Genomic DNA, 17,981 nt, shown 5'->3' on the forward strand with positions numbered 1-17,981 from the left:
AGTAATATAAATGGTTTAAATCCGTTATGTAATCTTGACATTAATTGCCTCTAAAAAGCAGTTTACGCTCAACACAAGTCTGTGGCTTTTTTGGGTAGGTTCTAAGTCCGCATTGTAAATTCTTAAGGGAAACATTTGAATGGTACTTATGCCTTCGCCATCGAGCCGCTTTGCTGAGGGTCATGGTACTCAAATAAAATCATACCATAGGGCATTTGAATAGGCGTGAAGAAAGCGTGATCAAACAGGGGAATTACAGGGGAAAATAGTCCCGTTAATCAGGAAAAAACTACCTTATGGTACAGGAGAGCCATTACAGCAGTTCTACTGAGTAAGCGGCCAACAATAACTTATCTCATATGAAGGCCGCTTACTCGATAACCGTCCGCTACTTCCGCAGCGCATAGATGCGCCCTCATTTGCGGACGGTCGCTAACTTATGTCATGTTGTTTTTCGCTCGTTTAGGGCGCGACTGAGCAGTTGATTGACCAGCTTTGGATTGGCTTTACCGCTCGTTGCTTTCATCACCTGGCCAACAAAAAAGCCACGGAGCTTTTCTTGCCCGCCCAGGTAACGGGTCAGTTGCTCGGGGTTGTCATTGAGGATTTGCTCGATGATGGCAGCGAGTGCTGCATCGTCCGAAATTTGGGCCAGCCCTTTGGCCTCCACAATTTGGGTGGGGGCTGTGCCGCTGGCAAACATCTCGGCCAGCACGTCTTTGGCGGTATTGTTATTAATGGTTTGCTTTTCTACCAGGCCGATCAGTTCCACTAGGGCGGCGGGCGTCACCGGAATGGCATCGATGTTCACTTTGGCCTCGTTCATCAGGCGGAACAGCTCGTTGAGCATCCAGTTGGCGATGGCTTTAGGAGTGGTAGCAACTTTGTTAGCGGCGGATTTTCCGCTAGAAACGGCCGTATCAAACCATTCCCCCACTGCCCGCTCTTCAGCCAAAACGCGGGAATCGTACTCAGACAGTTCATACTCAGCGATGTAGCGGGCAATCTTGGCATCGGGCAGTTCGGGCAGGCTGGCACGCACTTCTTCGATCCAAGCCGCGTCCAGGTGCAGCGGCGGCAGGTCTGGCTCCGGGAAGTAGCGATAATCTTCGGCTTCTTCTTTGGTGCGCTGGCTAAATGTTTCGCGGCGACCTTCGTGCCAGCCGCGCGTTTCCTGGATGACTTGACCACCGGATTGGAGAACGGCCGTTTGCCGTTCAATCTCATACGCCGTGCCGTCGGCCAGCACACGGAAGCTGTTCAGGTTTTTTAGCTCGGTGCGCGTGCCAAATTCGCTGCTGCCTACGGGGCGAATGCTGATATTTGGCTCCACGCGCAGCACCCCTTTTTCCATGTCGCCAGAGTTCACGCCCAAATAGCGCAAAATCTGCCGAACCTTCATGGCATAGGCCCGCGCTTCCTCGCCGGAGCGAATCTCTGGCTCCGTCACAATCTCCAGCAGCGGCACGCCCGCTCGGTTATAATCGACCAGCGAAGTACCGTCGTCCTGGTGGGTGAGCTTGCCCGTATCTTCTTCCATGTGAACGCGCCGAATGCCGATGCGCTTTGTTGTACCGGTTTCTAGCTCAATATCCAGCCAGCCATTGACGCCCAGCGGCTGCTCATACTGGCTAATTTGGTACCCTTTGGGCAGGTCGGGGTAAAAGTAATTTTTGCGGGCAAAGATGTTGTGATGGTTGATTTCACAGTTCAATGCCAGTGCCACGCGCAGGGCATATTCAACTGCTTTTTGGTTAATGACGGGCAGCGTGCCGGGCATACCGAGACAGAGAGGGGAAACGGCCGTATTCGGCACAGCTTCCACACTGTCCACCACTTTTGCTTTAGAAAACATCTTCGATTCAGTCATCAACTCAGCGTGCATCTCCAGGCCAATGACGGGTTCATACTCAATCATAATCTATCCATTTTCTGAGTACTTCAAAAACTTTGACGCAAAGGCGCAAAGTGGCAAAGAAGAAAAATCTTTGCACCTTCTGTTCCTTTGCGTTCTTGGCGTTGAAATTGTGTGGCCACTAAATATGTTTCCTCTCCCGGATCCACACCTGCATCGCCTCTGGCGACATGATGGCGGGATTGCCTAAATCTGCATCGGCGGCAGTTTCCAACTCTGGTGGTAGATGGTTGATGAGCAGCTCCAAGTCGCGGTAATCGTGAATTTCTTCATCCAGAACGCGCGCCATTGCCTCGTTGTGGGGCACGCCATGCTTGCGCACCGCTTTGGTTAGCCCCAGCAGCAGCGTCTCCCAGGTGGTCATCGGCCCCTGCGTGATAGAAGCAGATTCAGCAGCCGAGTCGATGAAAGCAAACGGCACCTTCTCCAGCGGCTCGCCTCTTGCGATAGCGGCCAAAATCCAGTCGGTGTCAAAAGAAAAGTCAAACACGGACGGATCGGCGATGATTTTGCGCAGCAAATCCGCCTCGTACAGCTTAAACGCCGCCTGCGTATCGCGAATGTCGCGAGAGAAGATGGCCTGGCCAATCATGCGCTGCATGTGGCGCAGCACCTTGATGCCAATGCCCCAGCGTCCTTCCTGCTTCACCAGCACGGCATCGGGGTGTTTGCGGTTGCCCAGAACGACGCGCGCGTTGTTTTGCAAATACGGCCGTAACAACAACCCAATCTGCCCCAAATGCACCGAGTTATCTGCGTCGGTGTAAATCACGGCATCTACACCATCGGCCAACGCCTGCATACAGCCATAAATGACCGCCCCACCCTTGCGCGAATCGTTGGCGGAGGCGAGGTTTGCCAGTGGGCCGTCATCGGCGGGCAACGCCTTGTCCAGCCACAGTACCTTCACTTGGTCGCCTAGCGGATGCTCGGCGGCAATTTGGGCCGCCAGCGCACCGCTGTCTTTGGGATCGCCGTCGTCTACTGCATAGAGATTCCAGGTGACGGCCGTATCCTTTGTCGCCCACTCCAGCTGGTGCAGCTTGACGCGCAGGGCATCCTCACCGTTGGGGTTTTCGGCCGTTTTGGGGCGCAGCCGATTTTGTTCCCCCCACATGGCAAACACCACGCCAATCCTGACGGGCTGCTGGTTGTTCAATAAAAACTGCCGCGAATCTACCAGCTTGGCAGCAATTTTGAACTCCAGCGGCGCATCTAGTTGGCGAGCGGCCGTTAGCACTTCATCCGGCGGCAAATCAAGCAACTGGTGGGTGAGCTGGTAGAGGCTGTGCTGATCGGCCGTTTCGGTGAGATCAAACTTTGTTTTGGCATTTGCAAGTATGTTGGCAAGGGTGGTCATAGGTTCTCCTCATTAAAATAAAAAACGGAACACAGAGTTACACGGAGAAGACACAGAGTTGCACAGAGAAATTTAACTAAATCTGTTGAATCTGCGAAATCTGTTGACTTTTATTCATGATTGTCGGTGACAATCGCTGTCGTTCATACGTCGTATGCCCGGCCGGATTCTTTGAAAGCGGCCAAGATTTCGCGCCGCTCTTCGTTTAGCTTTTGATAATAGGATAGGGTGAGCATTTCAAACTCGTCAGCGGCATAAACATCGGCACAGAAAATCTGCTGCCCCGTCATCACAATTTCTTTTTGGAAGACGGTGGACACTTGTCGCAGATTCACCAAATCAACTTCTTTGCCCAATAACTCGGCCAGAGCCAGATGCAATTCACCCAAAAGCAAGCTGCCCGCAGCTTTGGCCTGTTCCGGTAATAACAAAAGAGCAATGTCTACGTCGCTGGACGGCCGTTCATCCTCCGTGCCATACGAGCCAAACAGATACACAGCCTGCACGTGCGGATAGTGGGTCAAAATCGTTTGGACAATCTGCTCATTCATTTGCATGGTGCTAGTGTAACAAATTTTGGGCTACCAGTTGAAATTCGGCCGTTTTTCTTACCCATGACGCCGCATGAAGCGTTCCAGGCGGTTGAGGGCTTCTTCGATTTTTTCGTAGGCAGTGGCGTAGCTGGCGCGGACAAAGCCTGCGCCGCTGGCACCAAAGGCGTCGCCGGGAACCATGGCCACTTCCTCTTCATCTAGCAGGCGCATGGCAAAGTCGTCGCTGCTCATGCCCGTTTTGGCAATGGAGGGAAAGGCGTAAAAGGCGCCGCGTGGCTCAAAGCAGTCCATCCCCAATGTGTTGAAACCATCCACAATCAGGCGGCGACGGCGGTCGTACTCTAGGCGCATCTCCTCGACGTAATGGTCCCCTTCATGGGTGAGGGCAGCCAGCGCGGCCGCTTGCCCGGTGGTCGGGGCGGACATGATGGTGTATTGATGCACCTTCCGCATTGCGGCCAAAATGTCGGCGGGGGCACAGGCGTAGCCGATACGCCAGCCGGTCATGGCGTAATCTTTGCTAAAGCCGCCCAGCAGCACGGTGCGCTCACGCATCCCCGGCAGAGCCGGCACGCAGACGTGCTCAATGCCGTACACTAGGCGGTCGTAAATTTCGTCGGAGATGATAAGGAGATCGTGCTGTTCGGCAACGGCCGTTACACTCAACATCACCTCTCTCTCCATAACCGCCCCGGTAGGATTGTTCGGGTAGCCCAGCAAAATCGCCTTCGTTTTGGGCGTGATAGCTGCTTCAATTGTTTCGGCTGTCACCTGAAAATTGTCTTTTACATAGGTAGGCACAGCCACAGGCACGCCGCCAGCGAACGTCACTTCCGGCCCGTAAGCCACGAAACTGGGTTCGGGAATGATCACCTCGTCGCCGGGATTGAGTACGGCCGTCATCACCAAATAAAGTGCCTCGCTCACCCCCACAGTCACGATGATCTCATCCGCCGGGTCGTAGTTCACTTTGTACAGCTTGTTGATGTGCTGGCTCAGTGCCGTCCGCAACTCCACCGTGCCGCTGTTGGACGTGTAGGCCGTCTCGCCCCGCTGCAAGCTGTCAATGCCCGCCTGCAAAATTGGCTTCGGCGTCACAAAATCTGGCTCGCCAATGCCCAACGAGATAACATCTTTCATTGTGGCAGCAATATCAAAAAATTTACGAATCCCCGACGGCGGCGTGGCCGCAACCCGATCTGAAATAAAATGTCGCATGATTTCCTCCAATTACCCAATTACAAATCGTAATTGAGTAATTATCCAACTTCCACATTTGAGTTGTCGCCAATAAACATCGCTTTGGGCTGGCCGACGAGGCGAACGTTTTCGCCAATGAGTGCGCCATCTAGCACGCAGTTTTCAATGTATGCACCAGCGTCGATAATGCTGTTGCGGATAACGCTGTTTTTCACAGTTGCCCCTGCCTCGATGCTGGCAAATGGCCCGACGACGCATTGATCGATAACGGCCGTTTCATGCAAAAATACCGGCGGAACCACCGTAAAATCTCCAGCATAGCTGCGATCAATGGCATCCTGCGTGCCATAGCCCAGTGAAAGCAGCCTTTGATTCGTGCTTAACATAAAATCTGGCTTACCCGCATCCAACCAGAAAATGGTGGGCTTGGCTTTGATCACCGCCCCCTGCTCCAGCATCACTTTGTAGGCATCCACCAGATAAAATTCACCTTTGGTGCGCCGATCCTGTTCGATGATGGTTTGGATGGCGTTGCGGAGGGAACGGCCGTTTCTGAACCAATAAATCCCAGCCAACACCTGCCTATGCTCAAACCCGTCCGGCTTCTCGATGAAATCATGCACCACATCATTTTCATCCGTCACCACCACGCCAAAGGTGCGCGGGTCTTCCATCTCCTGCACCAAAATCACGCCGTCGGCATCCGCTTCCGGGATTTCCTTATACAACGCGTTCACTACGCCATCCCCAAACGCGACCAGCACCTCGCCGTCATCTAGAAAATCGCGGCACATCCAGATGGCGTGTGCCTGCCCCAATGCCTCTTCCTGCACCACAAAATGGGCATTCAGGTGCGGATAATGCTCGCGAATCCAGGCCTCAATCTCGTCACCTTTGTACCCAACCACAAAAATGACCTCTTCGGTTGTGATTTCCGCCATCAAATTCAACAAATGGCCAATGATCGTGTTGCCCGCCACGTTCAGCAGTGGTTTGGCACGGCTCCACGTGTGCGGCCGCATTCGTGTTCCAAAACCAGCAAGAGGAATGATGATCTTCATGTTACTCCAACTCCCAGATATTTATTACCGGGCTAAAATATTGCGAAACTAATCTCTACAGAGCCCTTCACGATTAAGTCGATCCCCTTCGTTGAGCTACACGACGGAGAAGGGCAATAAGCGCAAGAGCTCCAATCAAAAAAAGCCCCAAAAAAGCAGCGAAGTCTTCTCGGCCAATCTTTTCTAAGAATTCGATCCCGAACAAAAATGACCCAATTAGAATCAATGGGCCTAAAAAAAATCCTACCAATGAAATGGCAAGTTGGGCAATCGTTACTTTTTCATTTCTATTAGAAAAGCCTTCAAACCCATAGCGCAACAAAAAAGATTTGATCAAATTGGCAACCAGGTAAATGATTATTATGGGAACCCCAATATCCACAATAAATATGTCCACCATTGTTTGCGACTCAACCATGAAATTTGCTTTAAACTCAGCAGCAACTAAAATGCCTAAGCCAAGAGCCAATCCAAATATAAATGCTTTAAAAAATCTATGATTAATCCAGGGCAAACGGCCATTTTCATTCATGTCAACTAATGATTCATCTGTTTTCATCTTTAGGCCTCCTTCCCCAAACGTTTGGGGAACAGAAATCACGACTTAACGGCTTGTTCGTAAGCATAGGCGGCATTCAAAATCGTGGCCTCTTGCAAAGCATTGCCAATTAATTGCAAGCCAATAGGTAGACCTTTTTTATCAAAGCCGCAGGGAACAGATAGGCCGCAGCTTGCGCTAAGGTTGACTGGTAGGGTGAAGATATCTTGTAAATACATACTCAGCGGATCGTCTACATTTTCACCAATTTTGAAGGCGGTGGTGGGTGTGGTGGGCGTGGCAATGACGTCTACCTGCTCAAAGACGTTGAGGAAATCTTGCTTGATGAGGGTGCGGACTTTGAGGGCACGGCCGTAATATTCATCATAGTAGCCTGCACTCAGGGCGTACGTTCCCAGCATGACGCGCCGCTTCACTTCCGGGCCAAATAGGGCGCGGGTTTTCTTCACGCTGTCAATCATGTCGCTGCCCGTCACGCGCGGGCCAAAGCGGATGCCGTCGTAGCGGGCCAGGTTGGCGCTGGCCTCGGCTGGGGCGATGAGGTAGTAGACGGGCAGGGCGTAGCTGGTATGCGGTAGGCTGATTTCCACAATTTCTGCACCGAGTTCCTCTAATTTGGCGATGGCGGTGCGTACGGCCGTTTCCACTTCCACATCAATCCCTTCAATAAAATATTCCTTGGGCACGCCCACACGCAATCCTTTAATGTCGCCAGTCAATGACGCTTCAAAATCCGGCACTGGCACGTCTAGCGAGGTGCTGTCGTTGGGGTCGTGCCCGGCAATTGCCTGGAAGAGCGCAGTGGTATCGGCCACAGTGCGGCCAAATGTGCCCACCTGGTCCAGCGTGGAGGCAAAGGCAATAACGCCCCAACGGGAGATACGGCCGTAGGTCGGTCTTAACCCCACCAATCCGCAAAATGAGGCTGGCTGACGCACGCTGCCGCCCGTATCCGTGCCCAGCGCGGCATATGCCAAGCCCGCCGCTACCGCCGCCGCACTGCCGCCGCTGCTCCCCCCCGGCACCCGCTCGGTGTCCCACGGGTTGTGGGTGGTGACGTAAGCAGAGTTTTCGGTGGATGAGCCCATGGCAAACTCATCGGTGTTGGTTTTGCCAAGGATGACTGCCCCGGCTGCTTTAAGCTGCTGCACCACAAAGGCATCGTAGGGCGGCACAAATCCTTCCAGAATTTTGCTACCCGCCGTGGTGGGCACGCCGTGGGTGCAAATAATGTCTTTGACGGCCACCGGTACGCCCAACAGCGGGGTTCTCTCACCATTGGCTAGCCGCTCGTCCGCAGCTTTCGCCTGTTCTAGGGCCATCTCATCGGTGAGGGTAAGGTAGCTTTGCAGGTTGTTATCGGCCGCCACAATGCGATCCAGCATGGCCTCGGTAGCCGCCACGCTGCTGGTTTCTCCCTGGCGTAAAGCGGTGCGAAGCTCCGTCAAAGTTAACTCTGTCAATTTCATATTGTCTCAAACCGTAGATTGTTCAGATTTTTTTGCCACGAATTTCGCGAATTTACGTGAAATTGTCTATAAATTCGTGGAAATTCGCGTCATTTGCGGCCAATTATTTGGATAACCGCGTAAGTCCTCATATTCATTCAATGGGAATAGGATCGCCCAGAACTGGAGCTGGCTGCTTTTGAATCACATCCCAGAGGGCAACGGCCGTTGCCACTGTTTCTCGCGCCTCATACCAGCCAGCATCGCGGTAAAGCTGCGGGTCAGATGCAACACCTACCACCTCAACGCCTAACTGCTGGCAGGTAAACAAGGCGCGGGGCAAATGGAATCGCTGCGTTACTAAAATGGCAGATTCCAATTGAAAAATCTCGCGCGCCCGGTAGCAAGTATCATACGTTCGTCGCCCGGCAAAATCTGGCTGAATATCTTCTGCCGCAACACCTTGCTCAATGGCGTACGCCATCATGGCAGTTGGCTCGTCGTAATCTTCAAAGCGATTATCGCCGCTAACGATGATTTTTTGCACGGTACCTGCCTGGTAAAGCTGCACGGCCGTATCCATCCGGTCGCGCAAAATGGGGCTGAGACGGCCGTTGCCATAAATCGCCGCTCCAAACACAATGGCTACTTTGTCGGCTGGGACATCTTCAACAGTATAAATGGAACGGCCGTAAACCCATTGCACACCCTTTCGCCAAACAAACGGTAAAAGCACCAGAGCCAAGCCCAACAAAAAACCATACAGCAGCAGCTTACGCTTTCGCAACCAGGCCCGTCCTAGCTGCCCGACGAATCGTCCAGCACTGCCTGCACAACAAATTGGTTCTCTTTTTGGTGCGGCGCATTGTGCAAAAGATCTTCCATCGGCAGCGATGGTTCAGCCAGATCAGAGCGCATAATATTTTGCTGAGCAATGGCGTGGGACGTGGGGCGGATGTCTGTCAGCTCCAGCTCGTTCAGCCGCTCGGCATAATCTAAAATGGCGGAAAGCTGCGCCAAATATTGCTTTTTCTCGGCCTCGGTCAGCTCTAAACGGGCTAGATGGGCAATTTTTTCTACATCAGCGAGGGTTAGGGACATGGGAATTCCTTTTTTAGTCTCTAATCTCTATTTTCGGTAACGGCCGTTTCTTCTACACCTTCTTCTGCTTCTTCCGCTTCCAATTCAGCTTGCCGCATCTGGAAATATTCTTCGTCTGTCCAGAAGTTTTCGCGGTCAGTGAGCTTGTCAATGTAAAGGACGCCGTTGAGATGATCAATTTCGTGCTGGAAAATGCGAGCCGTCCAGCCCTTTAGGCGTAGCTTGAGCGGCTTGCCCCGTCGGTCTTGCGCGCGAACCCGCACGGCAAACGGCCGTTCCACTTCACCCAAGTAACCCGGAATCGACAAACAACCTTCAACGCCGTCTGTCACATCACGGGATTCCCACACAATGCGCGGATTCACAATCACAAATAGCTCACGCGAGTCGGGTATATCTTCGCCTTCATCATCCGTTTTGGGCAAGGTTTCGATGACGGCCAACTGGAGCGATTGCCCAATTTGGGGCGCAGCCAGCCCTACCCCATTGGCGGCACGCATCGTTTCAATCATGTTGTCGATGAGCGTTTGCAGGTCGTCGTCGAACTTGGTGACGGGACGCGCCTTTTTGCGTAACACCTCATCGGGTAAGGTAACAATCTGTAATTCGGTCATGGGGCTTAATTATCTGCGGAATGGGGTCATGGGCAAGTGTGGAACTCGCTCATCCTGCCCTACCGAGCGCAAACTCGCAAACTGTGGGGCTGGTTATTATAATCCTGCACATGACACGCTTTTGTTTAATTGGGCCAACCTACCCATACCGAGGGGGCATTGCCCATTACACCACGCTGCTAGCACAGCACATGCGGGAAGCGCATGAAGTAATGCTGCTTTCATTTTCGCGGCAGTACCCAGCCTGGCTGTTCCCTGGCAAAAGTGATAAGGATCCAAGTGAACGGCCGTTGCAAACCGAAGCCCATTACGTACTCGATCCGCTCAATCCGTTCACTTGGCGGCACACCCTACGCCAAATCCGCGATTGGCAGCCAGATGTCGTCATCATCCCCTGGTGGCATCCTTATTTTGCCCCAGTCTGGACAACGCTAGGGCGCGGCATTCATCGACTAGCCCCTCGTCCCAAACTCATTTTTATCTGCCATAATGTACGGCCGCATGAGCAAAGCCGCCTCGGCAAATGGTTGCTCCCCCACACTCTCAAAACCGTGCTTGGCCGCGCCGATGGCTTCATCGTCCACTCACGCGCGGATAAACATATCTTGCTGGATATACTGCCCCAAGCGCGTGTGTCCGTCTCGCCACTCCCTACCTATGCGGCACTTGGCGGTGAACCTGCTACCGAAATTCCCGTTGAACTGCCAACAGATCGGCCATTGCTGCTTTTTTGCGGTTTGGTACGGCCGTACAAAGGGCTGGATGTCCTGCTAGAGGCTATGGCTTTATTAAAACGTCCCGTTCACTTACTCATTGCTGGGGAGTTTTGGCAAGGTGGACAAGCCAGTTACCAAGTCCAAATTGAGCAACTTGAGCTTACCAACTGCGTGACTATTATTAATGAATATTTGCCGGACGAACTGCTGGCGGCCTGCATCGATCGAGCGAATGTAGTGGTGCTACCTTACCGCAGTGCTACGCAAAGTGCCGTCGTGCAAATGGCCTTTGGTCGGGGCAAGCCAGTCATCACCACCAACGTGGGCGGTCTGGCAGAAGCGGTTGAGGACGGCCGTACCGGCCTCGTCGTTCCCCCCGAAGACCCGCCAGCCCTGGCAGCAGCCATCGAGCGTTATTTTGCGGAGGGGTTGGAAGATTTGTTTAGCGAAAATATGTTGGGGGGAAACGGCCGTTTTGGTTGGAATACATTATTGCAAAACATTCAGTCGCTGTCAGCAAATAATTAGGAGGAGGAAAAAAATTGATCTACGAGGGGTTGGCAATGATAATTTATTCTCTCAGCTAAGAATTCAGAGTCGATTTGCTCCAAAATATTGAATTTTTTGACAGCACGATACGTATGAGAAGCCTCTACACGCAATGATTCCTCATCAATATCTACAAAATCAGCAATTTCATCTAGCTTGTCTGATATTTGATCTGTGCGCAGGATCAATAATCTTTCCTTTGGAACCAATTTCAAAACATCTCTGTTATGCTTTGCCCAATAAGATAAATAACTATCAATAGGGTAAAGTTGATATTCGTTTAAAGGCATGTCTTCTACAGAAAACGTATATGCTGGATTCTTAAAACGATAGTCCCGGAACTGCTGCCAATTAGATGACACCTCTTTGCGCCCTAATTGATGATTGATGTACGATTTCAACCACGCATAAGGTTCCCTTATTGTCAAAATGAATTTAGCTTCTGGGAAATGCGCAACTAGCGTCTCCAAAAAGAAGTAGTTAAGTTGTGAAGAATTCACCTCAAGATTTAGCAAACGCTCCTTGTTTTTTAAGAACCGCATCAGCTTAGCGTTATCTGCTTTGCCGGAGGCAAGATCCAATATCATTTCAATTGCTTGTTCACTATACGGTTCGTGCTTACTTTTAAACAAAGGCGAAAAAACAGATGCTATTGAATGCGTACCAGATTTTGCTGTTCCAATACAATATAGTTGAAAACGACGAGGTAAAACTTGGCGTATTATAGGGATAGTATAAGGAGAAAATTTCCAAGACATCTTAACAAAAATTTATAGTTGGGGCTGTATGGTAGTTGCCGAATAGGAATATAAAAAGGCTTTAGAATAAAAATTCTATTCTAAAGCCTTTCTTTATCGTTAATCTAGGTTAGCTTAGTACCCTAATTAGTTGCCTACAGGGATACCATTATAATCTTCAGCCGCGGTGCCCGTTGATGTCACAGTTAAAATACGAACTGTAGCAACCAACTCACTTCCTGGAGGGCCTTCAACAAGAATACTACCGCCAAAGCCACCTACATACCCAAACTCATCTAGCTCATCTTGGGTGTGCCCGGATGCTAAGACCAAGGCACTGTCTGATGCATTCGTGTTTACTTTTACACCGTTCGCAATTGCTCCAAACGTATGTGTTGCAACGACTTCACCATCTTTATTCAAGTAACTAGCTACCAGTTCTCCAGATGCCAGGTTTGAGCCAACATTTTGGATAGCAATGTAAGCGCGTTGACGGCCACCCACTGCCCATTGAGACTGTGTAAAGCGAACATATGGCATTGCCAGAGTGGAAGCACCTTCGCCTGCACCTAGGAATGCAGCAGAACGGCCCCCGCCAAACACTTTTGCAACACCAATAATCTCAACACTGTTATTACTAACGATAGTTGAAGAACCAAGGTAACCAGCTGAAGTTACATCACAAGTAATAAAACTATTTTTCGCGCCTGGCTGAATAGTAGCTGTGTCAGTTGCGCCATTGCTGTAGGTAACCGTCACATTAGCAGCTGTACTATCAGAGGTGTTTTGAATAGCATAAGCAGTTGAGGCTCCACCGCTGCCAAACTGACAGAGGGCACTTGGCATATACAGTGTCGTGCTGCCGCTAGCTACACCTTCAAAACTCGATGCGAGGCCGCTATTTACTTTTAATTCCAATACAGTTCCTACGATATTTGCTGGCGTAGATGTTCCTGCTTCTACGGCCGTAACGGTTGCTGAACCATTAAATGAAGAAGCTGTGACTGCGGATAATTGGCCCATATCAAATGTCTTTGAGGCACCAACTGGTAAATTATCGTGCGTAATGGTTATCGGTGTCGCACTTGGATTATCCGCATTGAAAATCTCGACAGTGATATCAACAGCAGTACTGTGCGCATTCTGAATAGAGAATCTTGATGTGGTATTATTTTGGTTTTTCAAAACAGTTGCAAGGAGCACCTTGTCACTACCGCCAGAGAAACCATTGGAAAGTGGCCGAACTTTCACATCGCTATCTGACGAAATTTGAACCATTGTGGCAACCACAGGCTGGTCGGAGGACATTACTACTGATCCATTAAAACCAGAAGATATTTGACTCAGCCCACCTACATATAGGGAAGCTCCTGCCCCTTGAGGAAGGGTTGCGTTAATTGGAATAGCTGTCCCATCATTTTCTGGATAGAAACTAAATACAATAGTGGCATCCCCTGAACCGACATTTTGATATGTGATAGACGTGGTAAAGGCGGCATTATACGCGCTACCGGCAAATACCGAACCTGTCACAGTCAATACCAACAAGAGAATAAAAAATCCCATGCCGACAAACTTTATACGTTTCATATTTTGCATCTCCATTTTGCTGAAATTATTTCTTGTACTATCATTGCCATACTATATTTAAAGTCGACAAAATCAATACCCCATATGGGTTATTCAGGAGTAATGAATGTTAGCTGCTTAACAACAAGGAACTATTTCAGCCATTTTATAGCAGAGGCAAACTCAAGGGGAGTAATCATGAATCAACTTGTTAATACATTTTTATTAATTACAGTTCTCACTCTTTTGATAGGATGCTCAGACACGCAATCAACAACAGGACCTCAATTATTTGTAACCGCGCCGCCATTACAGGAATCTGAACAGACAATTGCCAGTGCTTATCCGGGGCCGTCATCAGCAAATGCTTATCCTGGACCAGATTCTGAAGCACAACCAAATCAAAATGAGTTTTCGCGCCTAGAAACAGGTTTTGAACCTGATGAGCCAGTACCTACCCCGAGCCTAGGTCTTACAACCGTTACCGGCTATGTTTTCTCCAAAGAGAGTCAAACGCCTGTGATTAATATACCTGTTGTATTGGCGCAAATTTATCGAAACGATCAAAATGACGGTTCGTTTGTTTATAACACAGCAACCAGCCCCTACGCTCTAACAGACGTGAACGGCCGTTTCATTTTCAGCAACGTGGATCCAGCAGAGTTCGTTATTGTTGTGGGCGATATCGAAGTGAATTATTATGAAATCATAACTGATTCAGGTGGCGGATTTCAGATTATCAATCTACCGATGGACGAGATATTAGATTTAGGAGTAATCGAGGTAGGCTTAGAGTAAGTTTTCTATTGTTTGTTTTAACATCCTGTAATTGTTAAAAACAGGTTTGAAGCGCATAAAGCAAGAAACTTAACAACGTTTTCACTGCGCTAATCGCTGATAAAATCTTATATGCGATTTGGCGATTCCATGTATTGAAAACCGTGTGCCAATAAATTCTTTTGCCTGCTCGCACACTATCATTTTTTTGTTTGGATCTATGGATAGCACCTTGTTAATAACAGATGCTAATTCCTGTGGATTATTGGGAGGAACGAGCCAACCTGTTTCCTCATCCTGAATCAATTCAGTGTTTCCAGACACTTCGGTTCCAATGACCGGAACATTGGCACTCATTGCTTCTAAAATAACAGTTGGCAATCCTTCCCATAAAGATGAATTTATGAATAAGTCCATTATCGCGTATATTTCTTCAATATCGTGCCGCGCTCCAAGAAAAATTACTTTGTCTGATATCTTCAACTGCGTAGCAAGGTCTTTTAGCTCTTGTTCTAATAATCCAGTGCCAACAATTAGAAAATAAATATTGTTAGATTTCTTCAGAATGATGCTGGCTGCCTGAAGAAGAATTGAATACCCTTTCTGCTTTGAAAGTCTTCCAACAGTGCCAACAACAATATCATCAGCAGATATGCCAAGCTCTCGGCGTTTTTTGACCTTATCAACATGGATGTTTTCAAACCTGCCGAAGTTCAGGGCATTGTAGCTTCTTACAGCTTTTTTGGCGGACCATTTTGCCAAATGTCTCTGATCCAAGTTGTCAACAACTTGCTGGGAAACTCCTAGCTCTAATTGGAAACTAAGAGGGTAAATAATATTGGTGAGCATGAGCTTGCGCAACGGCCGTTTTCCCCATTCGCGTTCATTATGAACTGTCCGAACTAATTTTTTTGCGGATAGCTTACGTTTTAGCAGTAAGGCCAATACATCTCCAAACTGACAATGGCTATGGATAATATCGACTGGTTCTGTTAGCTTCTCAAGAGTCCCTTTATAAGCCTGAATAAAACTTGACACAGGTGATTGTTCATTCCAGTTAGCTGCAAAAAATGCGTCGATTCCTAACTGCCTAAGAACTTCTACCCATTCATTTTCATGTGGAGTTTGATAAGCCCATATTCCACAAACGATGGGTAAAACTTCTTCACCTGCAATTGCCTGCGCCAATTCGATTCCAAATCGCTCAATACCTCCTAGAGGTCCTTCGATAGCAAACCCTGAAATTATTTCCAATACACGAATGGGCTTTTTCATTATAGATTCTCAAAATCTGCTGCTATTTTTTCGCTTACTTGCACTATTTGTTTTTCGATTTTAGCTACCGTATTTGTGATTTTGCGACGCAACTCATGTTCTTGATTCGCCAGCGCATCCAGTTTGCAAATGATGGCATTAGGCTCTATTGTTTCGATATTCAGCACCCACTCCTCTAAATCAAGCATTTTTGCGACGCCTTCTGTTTTATATTGATATTGAATCAATATGGCGGGCACCCCCTGGCTCAAGGCAAATATATTGGAGTGAAGTCTGGTGCCAATAAATAAATCCATTTGACCATAAGCTGCTTTTAACTGCTCGGCAGATAAAACTTTTTCAACAAGAACAACTTTGTTTTCTAATTGCGCCAGTTTTTTCTTGACTCTCCTTGCAGGGACAATATCATCATCTGCCGATGTTGGCCCACGAACCTGCCCGAAAAGAAAAACTACGCCATTGTATACTTGAACAAAGTGGCGAATAGCAGCGGCAACGGCTGTTTCGTATCTTGCTTGTTGGCGAAATAATTTATTTTGCGCTTCCCAATTGATTAAGGTAACGCCCAACCAAGACTGACGCTTCTCATGAATGTTTGCATCAGGCAAGAACGTTTGCCCGTCTTTAGGAGGTACGCTTGGAAATAAAAAAGCCATGTCTGGCACGATAGTACAATTTTCGGCCCATACTTTCATCTTCTCTAGTTCCAGTTTGGAAATAGCATCCCGAACAAAACAAAGGCGCATACCTCTTAGCACAAACGCTGTCAATTTCCGCTCCCAACCGTGTGATAACGGGCCTACTGTCTGTGGCATCATATAAACTGGTTTCCCCAACAACATAGCGTATTTTATTGTAAATAGCGTTACGAGGAGTGTAATCCCGTAACCGCTACTATAAAGGAAGTTCCCAGCAGAACTGACAACCAAATCAGCTTCGAGATAGGCGTGCACCAACTCCCGACGAGCAGGGCTCATCCAATCCAGTTTGGGAACGCCAAATAATCGGTAAAAAACGACCGTTAATAAGCATAAACTTAGTAACCAAGGAATTTTTAGCACACCCCAGGAGAACTGGCTCTTGTTTTTAGGCTTCAGCCAACTCATAAATGAGCCAACTGCTTTTTCTTGCCCATCATGGCTTGCCGGATCATTCATGGCCAAAATTATTTGGGGGTGAACAAAAGATTGCTTTAATTGGGATATTGTTACCCGTGTCAGTACATCATCCCCAGCATTATAGGAGGAGTGCAGATTGATGATTAATATCTTGATTCCGCTACTTTGCTTGCGGCCAGCTTTGGATTTTCCCTTTGCCATTTTAATAAATACACCAAATATCCTAATGTTAAAACGGATTCGCTAATTATATAGATAAAAGCTACCCCAGTAAGGCCAAATGATTGAATGAAAATGAGATTGAGACAAACATTGAGTACAGCACTCACTAATTGCACAATCACTCGCTTACTTTGCCAACCAACGGCCGTAATGACTGACGCCAAAGCGAAGCTAACGCTTTTGAATAGCAAAATTACGCTCAAAATTACCAAAATGTCACCAGATTCAGCAAATTCCGCTCCGTAAATAAACAAAACAAGAGGTCGTGCTAAAAGCATCATCCCGACACTTAGCAGAATACCTAGGAATGCACTTAAGAATATTAATTGGAACGTTCGTCTGGGAATGGAAATTGGGTTCTTGGCATACGCCCTACTCATCCAGGGGAGGGCAACCTCATAAATTGCCTGTGGAATTAAAAACAGGGTTGTCATCAGCGTTACGGCCGGTCCATATAGTCCTGCGGCCGTCTTGCCCAGGTAAATAACAATGATTGTTATATCAGCCCGTTCATAAATAACGGATAAGCCATAAGAAGCTGCAAAAGGTCGGGTATCACGCAAAACAAGTGCCATCTCTGCATAATTTAACCGAATTCCAATAAGATAGTACACAAGGAATATTGAAAAAAACATACCTATGAACGATGTCACTAACCGAGCAACAAAATAAACCTGCACAGAGTCAATATTTAAGCGTACAAAAAGAATTGTAATTAAAAGGAGCAAAAACTGAGGGGCAGCCACTAATCCTGCAGTTATTCGGTTTCGCATGGAGGACTTAAATGCACTCCTAGCCAAATTAGCCAACTCTTCAAGCCAAATAATGAATGCGGCTAAAATCACAAGGTCCTTAGGAAAAATTGTTTGTTTTAAGTACGGTGCAACGAGGATGAATCCGATAACCCATACCCCACCTAAGCTGACCTTTATCCCCAAACAGGCCCCACAGGCAACGGATAACGGCCGTTTATCAATACGGCCGTTTCGCAAAAGCCAATTATCCAAGCCCAACGAAAACAACACAGACCACAACTTGACTAAAGAAATGCTGGAAAGATATAAACCAAAATTATCAGGACCAAGCTGGCGAGCCATCAAAAAGAAAATCAATGCTGAAAATACTCGAGCAACGGCCGTTCCTGAAAAAAGCGTCGCCGCATTAACAACTAAGGGGTGCATCATCATTTGTCTAAAAAAGGGAGTC

17 protein-coding genes are annotated in these 17,981 nt (G+C 48.4%); 2 read left to right on the forward strand and 15 right to left on the reverse strand.

Annotation, left to right across the window (positions count from 1 at the left end):
- Positions 1-442 precede the first annotated feature (442 nt).
- The 10 genes from gatB to def all read right to left on the reverse strand — a co-directional run bounded on the left by gatB (position 443) and on the right by def (position 9,812).
- Positions 443-1,918 carry an Asp-tRNA(Asn)/Glu-tRNA(Gln) amidotransferase subunit GatB gene (gene gatB / locus ACOQPU_RS13095; protein ID WP_420645542.1) on the reverse strand — a complete coding sequence of 492 codons (1,476 nt, stop codon included), beginning with the start codon at positions 1,916-1,918 and terminating at the stop codon, positions 443-445.
- Between the two features lie 118 nt (positions 1,919-2,036).
- Entirely contained in the window at positions 2,037-3,275 is a 1,239-nt protein-coding gene (locus tag ACOQPU_RS13100; RefSeq protein WP_420645543.1) for a glycosyltransferase, read from the reverse strand.
- Between the two features lie 143 nt (positions 3,276-3,418).
- On the reverse strand, positions 3,419-3,826 hold the full coding sequence (gene mntA / locus ACOQPU_RS13105) for a type VII toxin-antitoxin system MntA family adenylyltransferase antitoxin (RefSeq protein ID WP_420645544.1): 408 nt from the start codon (positions 3,824-3,826) through the stop codon (positions 3,419-3,421).
- Positions 3,827-3,883: 57 nt separating this feature from the next.
- Positions 3,884-5,047, reverse strand: coding sequence for an aminotransferase class I/II-fold pyridoxal phosphate-dependent enzyme (locus tag ACOQPU_RS13110; RefSeq protein ID WP_420645545.1), 1,164 nt, complete (start codon positions 5,045-5,047; stop codon positions 3,884-3,886).
- Between the two features lie 41 nt (positions 5,048-5,088).
- Positions 5,089-6,090: a sugar phosphate nucleotidyltransferase gene (locus ACOQPU_RS13115; RefSeq protein ID WP_420645546.1), complete on the reverse strand. Its 1,002-nt coding sequence runs from the start codon at positions 6,088-6,090 to the stop codon at positions 5,089-5,091.
- A gap of 73 nt (positions 6,091-6,163) precedes the next feature.
- A complete protein-coding gene (locus ACOQPU_RS13120; RefSeq protein ID WP_420645547.1) occupies positions 6,164-6,649 on the reverse strand; it encodes a hypothetical protein in 486 nt (161 codons plus the stop codon).
- Positions 6,650-6,687: 38 nt separating this feature from the next.
- Positions 6,688-8,118 carry an Asp-tRNA(Asn)/Glu-tRNA(Gln) amidotransferase subunit GatA gene (gene gatA / locus ACOQPU_RS13125; RefSeq protein WP_420645548.1) on the reverse strand — a complete coding sequence of 477 codons (1,431 nt, stop codon included), beginning with the start codon at positions 8,116-8,118 and terminating at the stop codon, positions 6,688-6,690.
- 133 nt (positions 8,119-8,251) lie between these two features.
- Complete coding sequence (locus ACOQPU_RS13130) at positions 8,252-8,884, reverse strand: SanA/YdcF family protein (protein ID WP_420645549.1); 633 nt, start codon at positions 8,882-8,884, stop codon at positions 8,252-8,254.
- A gap of 11 nt (positions 8,885-8,895) precedes the next feature.
- Positions 8,896-9,198 carry an Asp-tRNA(Asn)/Glu-tRNA(Gln) amidotransferase subunit GatC gene (gene gatC, locus ACOQPU_RS13135; protein ID WP_420645550.1) on the reverse strand — a complete coding sequence of 101 codons (303 nt, stop codon included), beginning with the start codon at positions 9,196-9,198 and terminating at the stop codon, positions 8,896-8,898.
- Positions 9,199-9,218: 20 nt separating this feature from the next.
- The gene (gene def / locus ACOQPU_RS13140; RefSeq protein WP_420645551.1) at positions 9,219-9,812 is read right to left on the reverse strand and encodes a peptide deformylase; all 594 of its coding nucleotides are present in this window, start codon (positions 9,810-9,812) and stop codon (positions 9,219-9,221) included.
- 110 nt (positions 9,813-9,922) lie between these two features.
- Between def and ACOQPU_RS13145 the strand changes: the two genes are divergently transcribed.
- A complete protein-coding gene (locus ACOQPU_RS13145) occupies positions 9,923-11,056 on the forward strand; it encodes a glycosyltransferase family 4 protein (RefSeq protein WP_420645552.1) in 1,134 nt (377 codons plus the stop codon).
- On the opposite strand, the gene ACOQPU_RS13150 is transcribed toward ACOQPU_RS13145, so the two are convergent.
- Positions 11,053-11,835, reverse strand: coding sequence for a sulfotransferase (locus tag ACOQPU_RS13150; RefSeq protein ID WP_420645553.1), 783 nt, complete (start codon positions 11,833-11,835; stop codon positions 11,053-11,055). The two genes, ACOQPU_RS13145 and ACOQPU_RS13150, sit on opposite strands and share 4 nt — an antisense overlap.
- Positions 11,836-11,961: 126 nt before the next feature.
- Positions 11,962-13,404 (reverse strand): hypothetical protein, encoded by a 1,443-nt coding sequence (locus ACOQPU_RS13155; RefSeq protein WP_420645554.1) that lies wholly within the window; start codon positions 13,402-13,404, stop codon positions 11,962-11,964.
- A 177-nt stretch (positions 13,405-13,581) separates the two neighbouring features.
- Here ACOQPU_RS13155 and ACOQPU_RS13160 point away from each other — a divergent pair, with 177 nt between their 5' ends.
- Positions 13,582-14,181, forward strand: coding sequence for a hypothetical protein (locus tag ACOQPU_RS13160; RefSeq protein ID WP_420645555.1), 600 nt, complete (start codon positions 13,582-13,584; stop codon positions 14,179-14,181).
- A gap of 81 nt (positions 14,182-14,262) precedes the next feature.
- On the opposite strand, the gene ACOQPU_RS13165 is transcribed toward ACOQPU_RS13160, so the two are convergent.
- Genes ACOQPU_RS13165 through ACOQPU_RS13175 form a run of 3 tightly spaced genes read right to left on the reverse strand, consistent with a single transcriptional unit; the run spans position 14,263 to position 17,962 of the window.
- Complete coding sequence (locus ACOQPU_RS13165) at positions 14,263-15,435, reverse strand: glycosyltransferase (protein WP_420645556.1); 1,173 nt, start codon at positions 15,433-15,435, stop codon at positions 14,263-14,265.
- A complete protein-coding gene (locus ACOQPU_RS13170) occupies positions 15,435-16,754 on the reverse strand; it encodes a polysaccharide pyruvyl transferase family protein (RefSeq protein WP_420645557.1) in 1,320 nt (439 codons plus the stop codon). Before ACOQPU_RS13170 ends, ACOQPU_RS13165 begins: the two co-directional genes overlap by 1 nt.
- Positions 16,697-17,962 (reverse strand): oligosaccharide flippase family protein, encoded by a 1,266-nt coding sequence (locus ACOQPU_RS13175; protein WP_420645558.1) that lies wholly within the window; start codon positions 17,960-17,962, stop codon positions 16,697-16,699. Before ACOQPU_RS13175 ends, ACOQPU_RS13170 begins: the two co-directional genes overlap by 58 nt.
- Positions 17,963-17,981: the final 19 nt, after the last annotated feature.

The organism is Candidatus Leptofilum sp. (genome assembly GCF_965223285.1).
GTDB lineage: Bacteria > Chloroflexota > Anaerolineae > Promineifilales > Promineifilaceae > Leptofilum.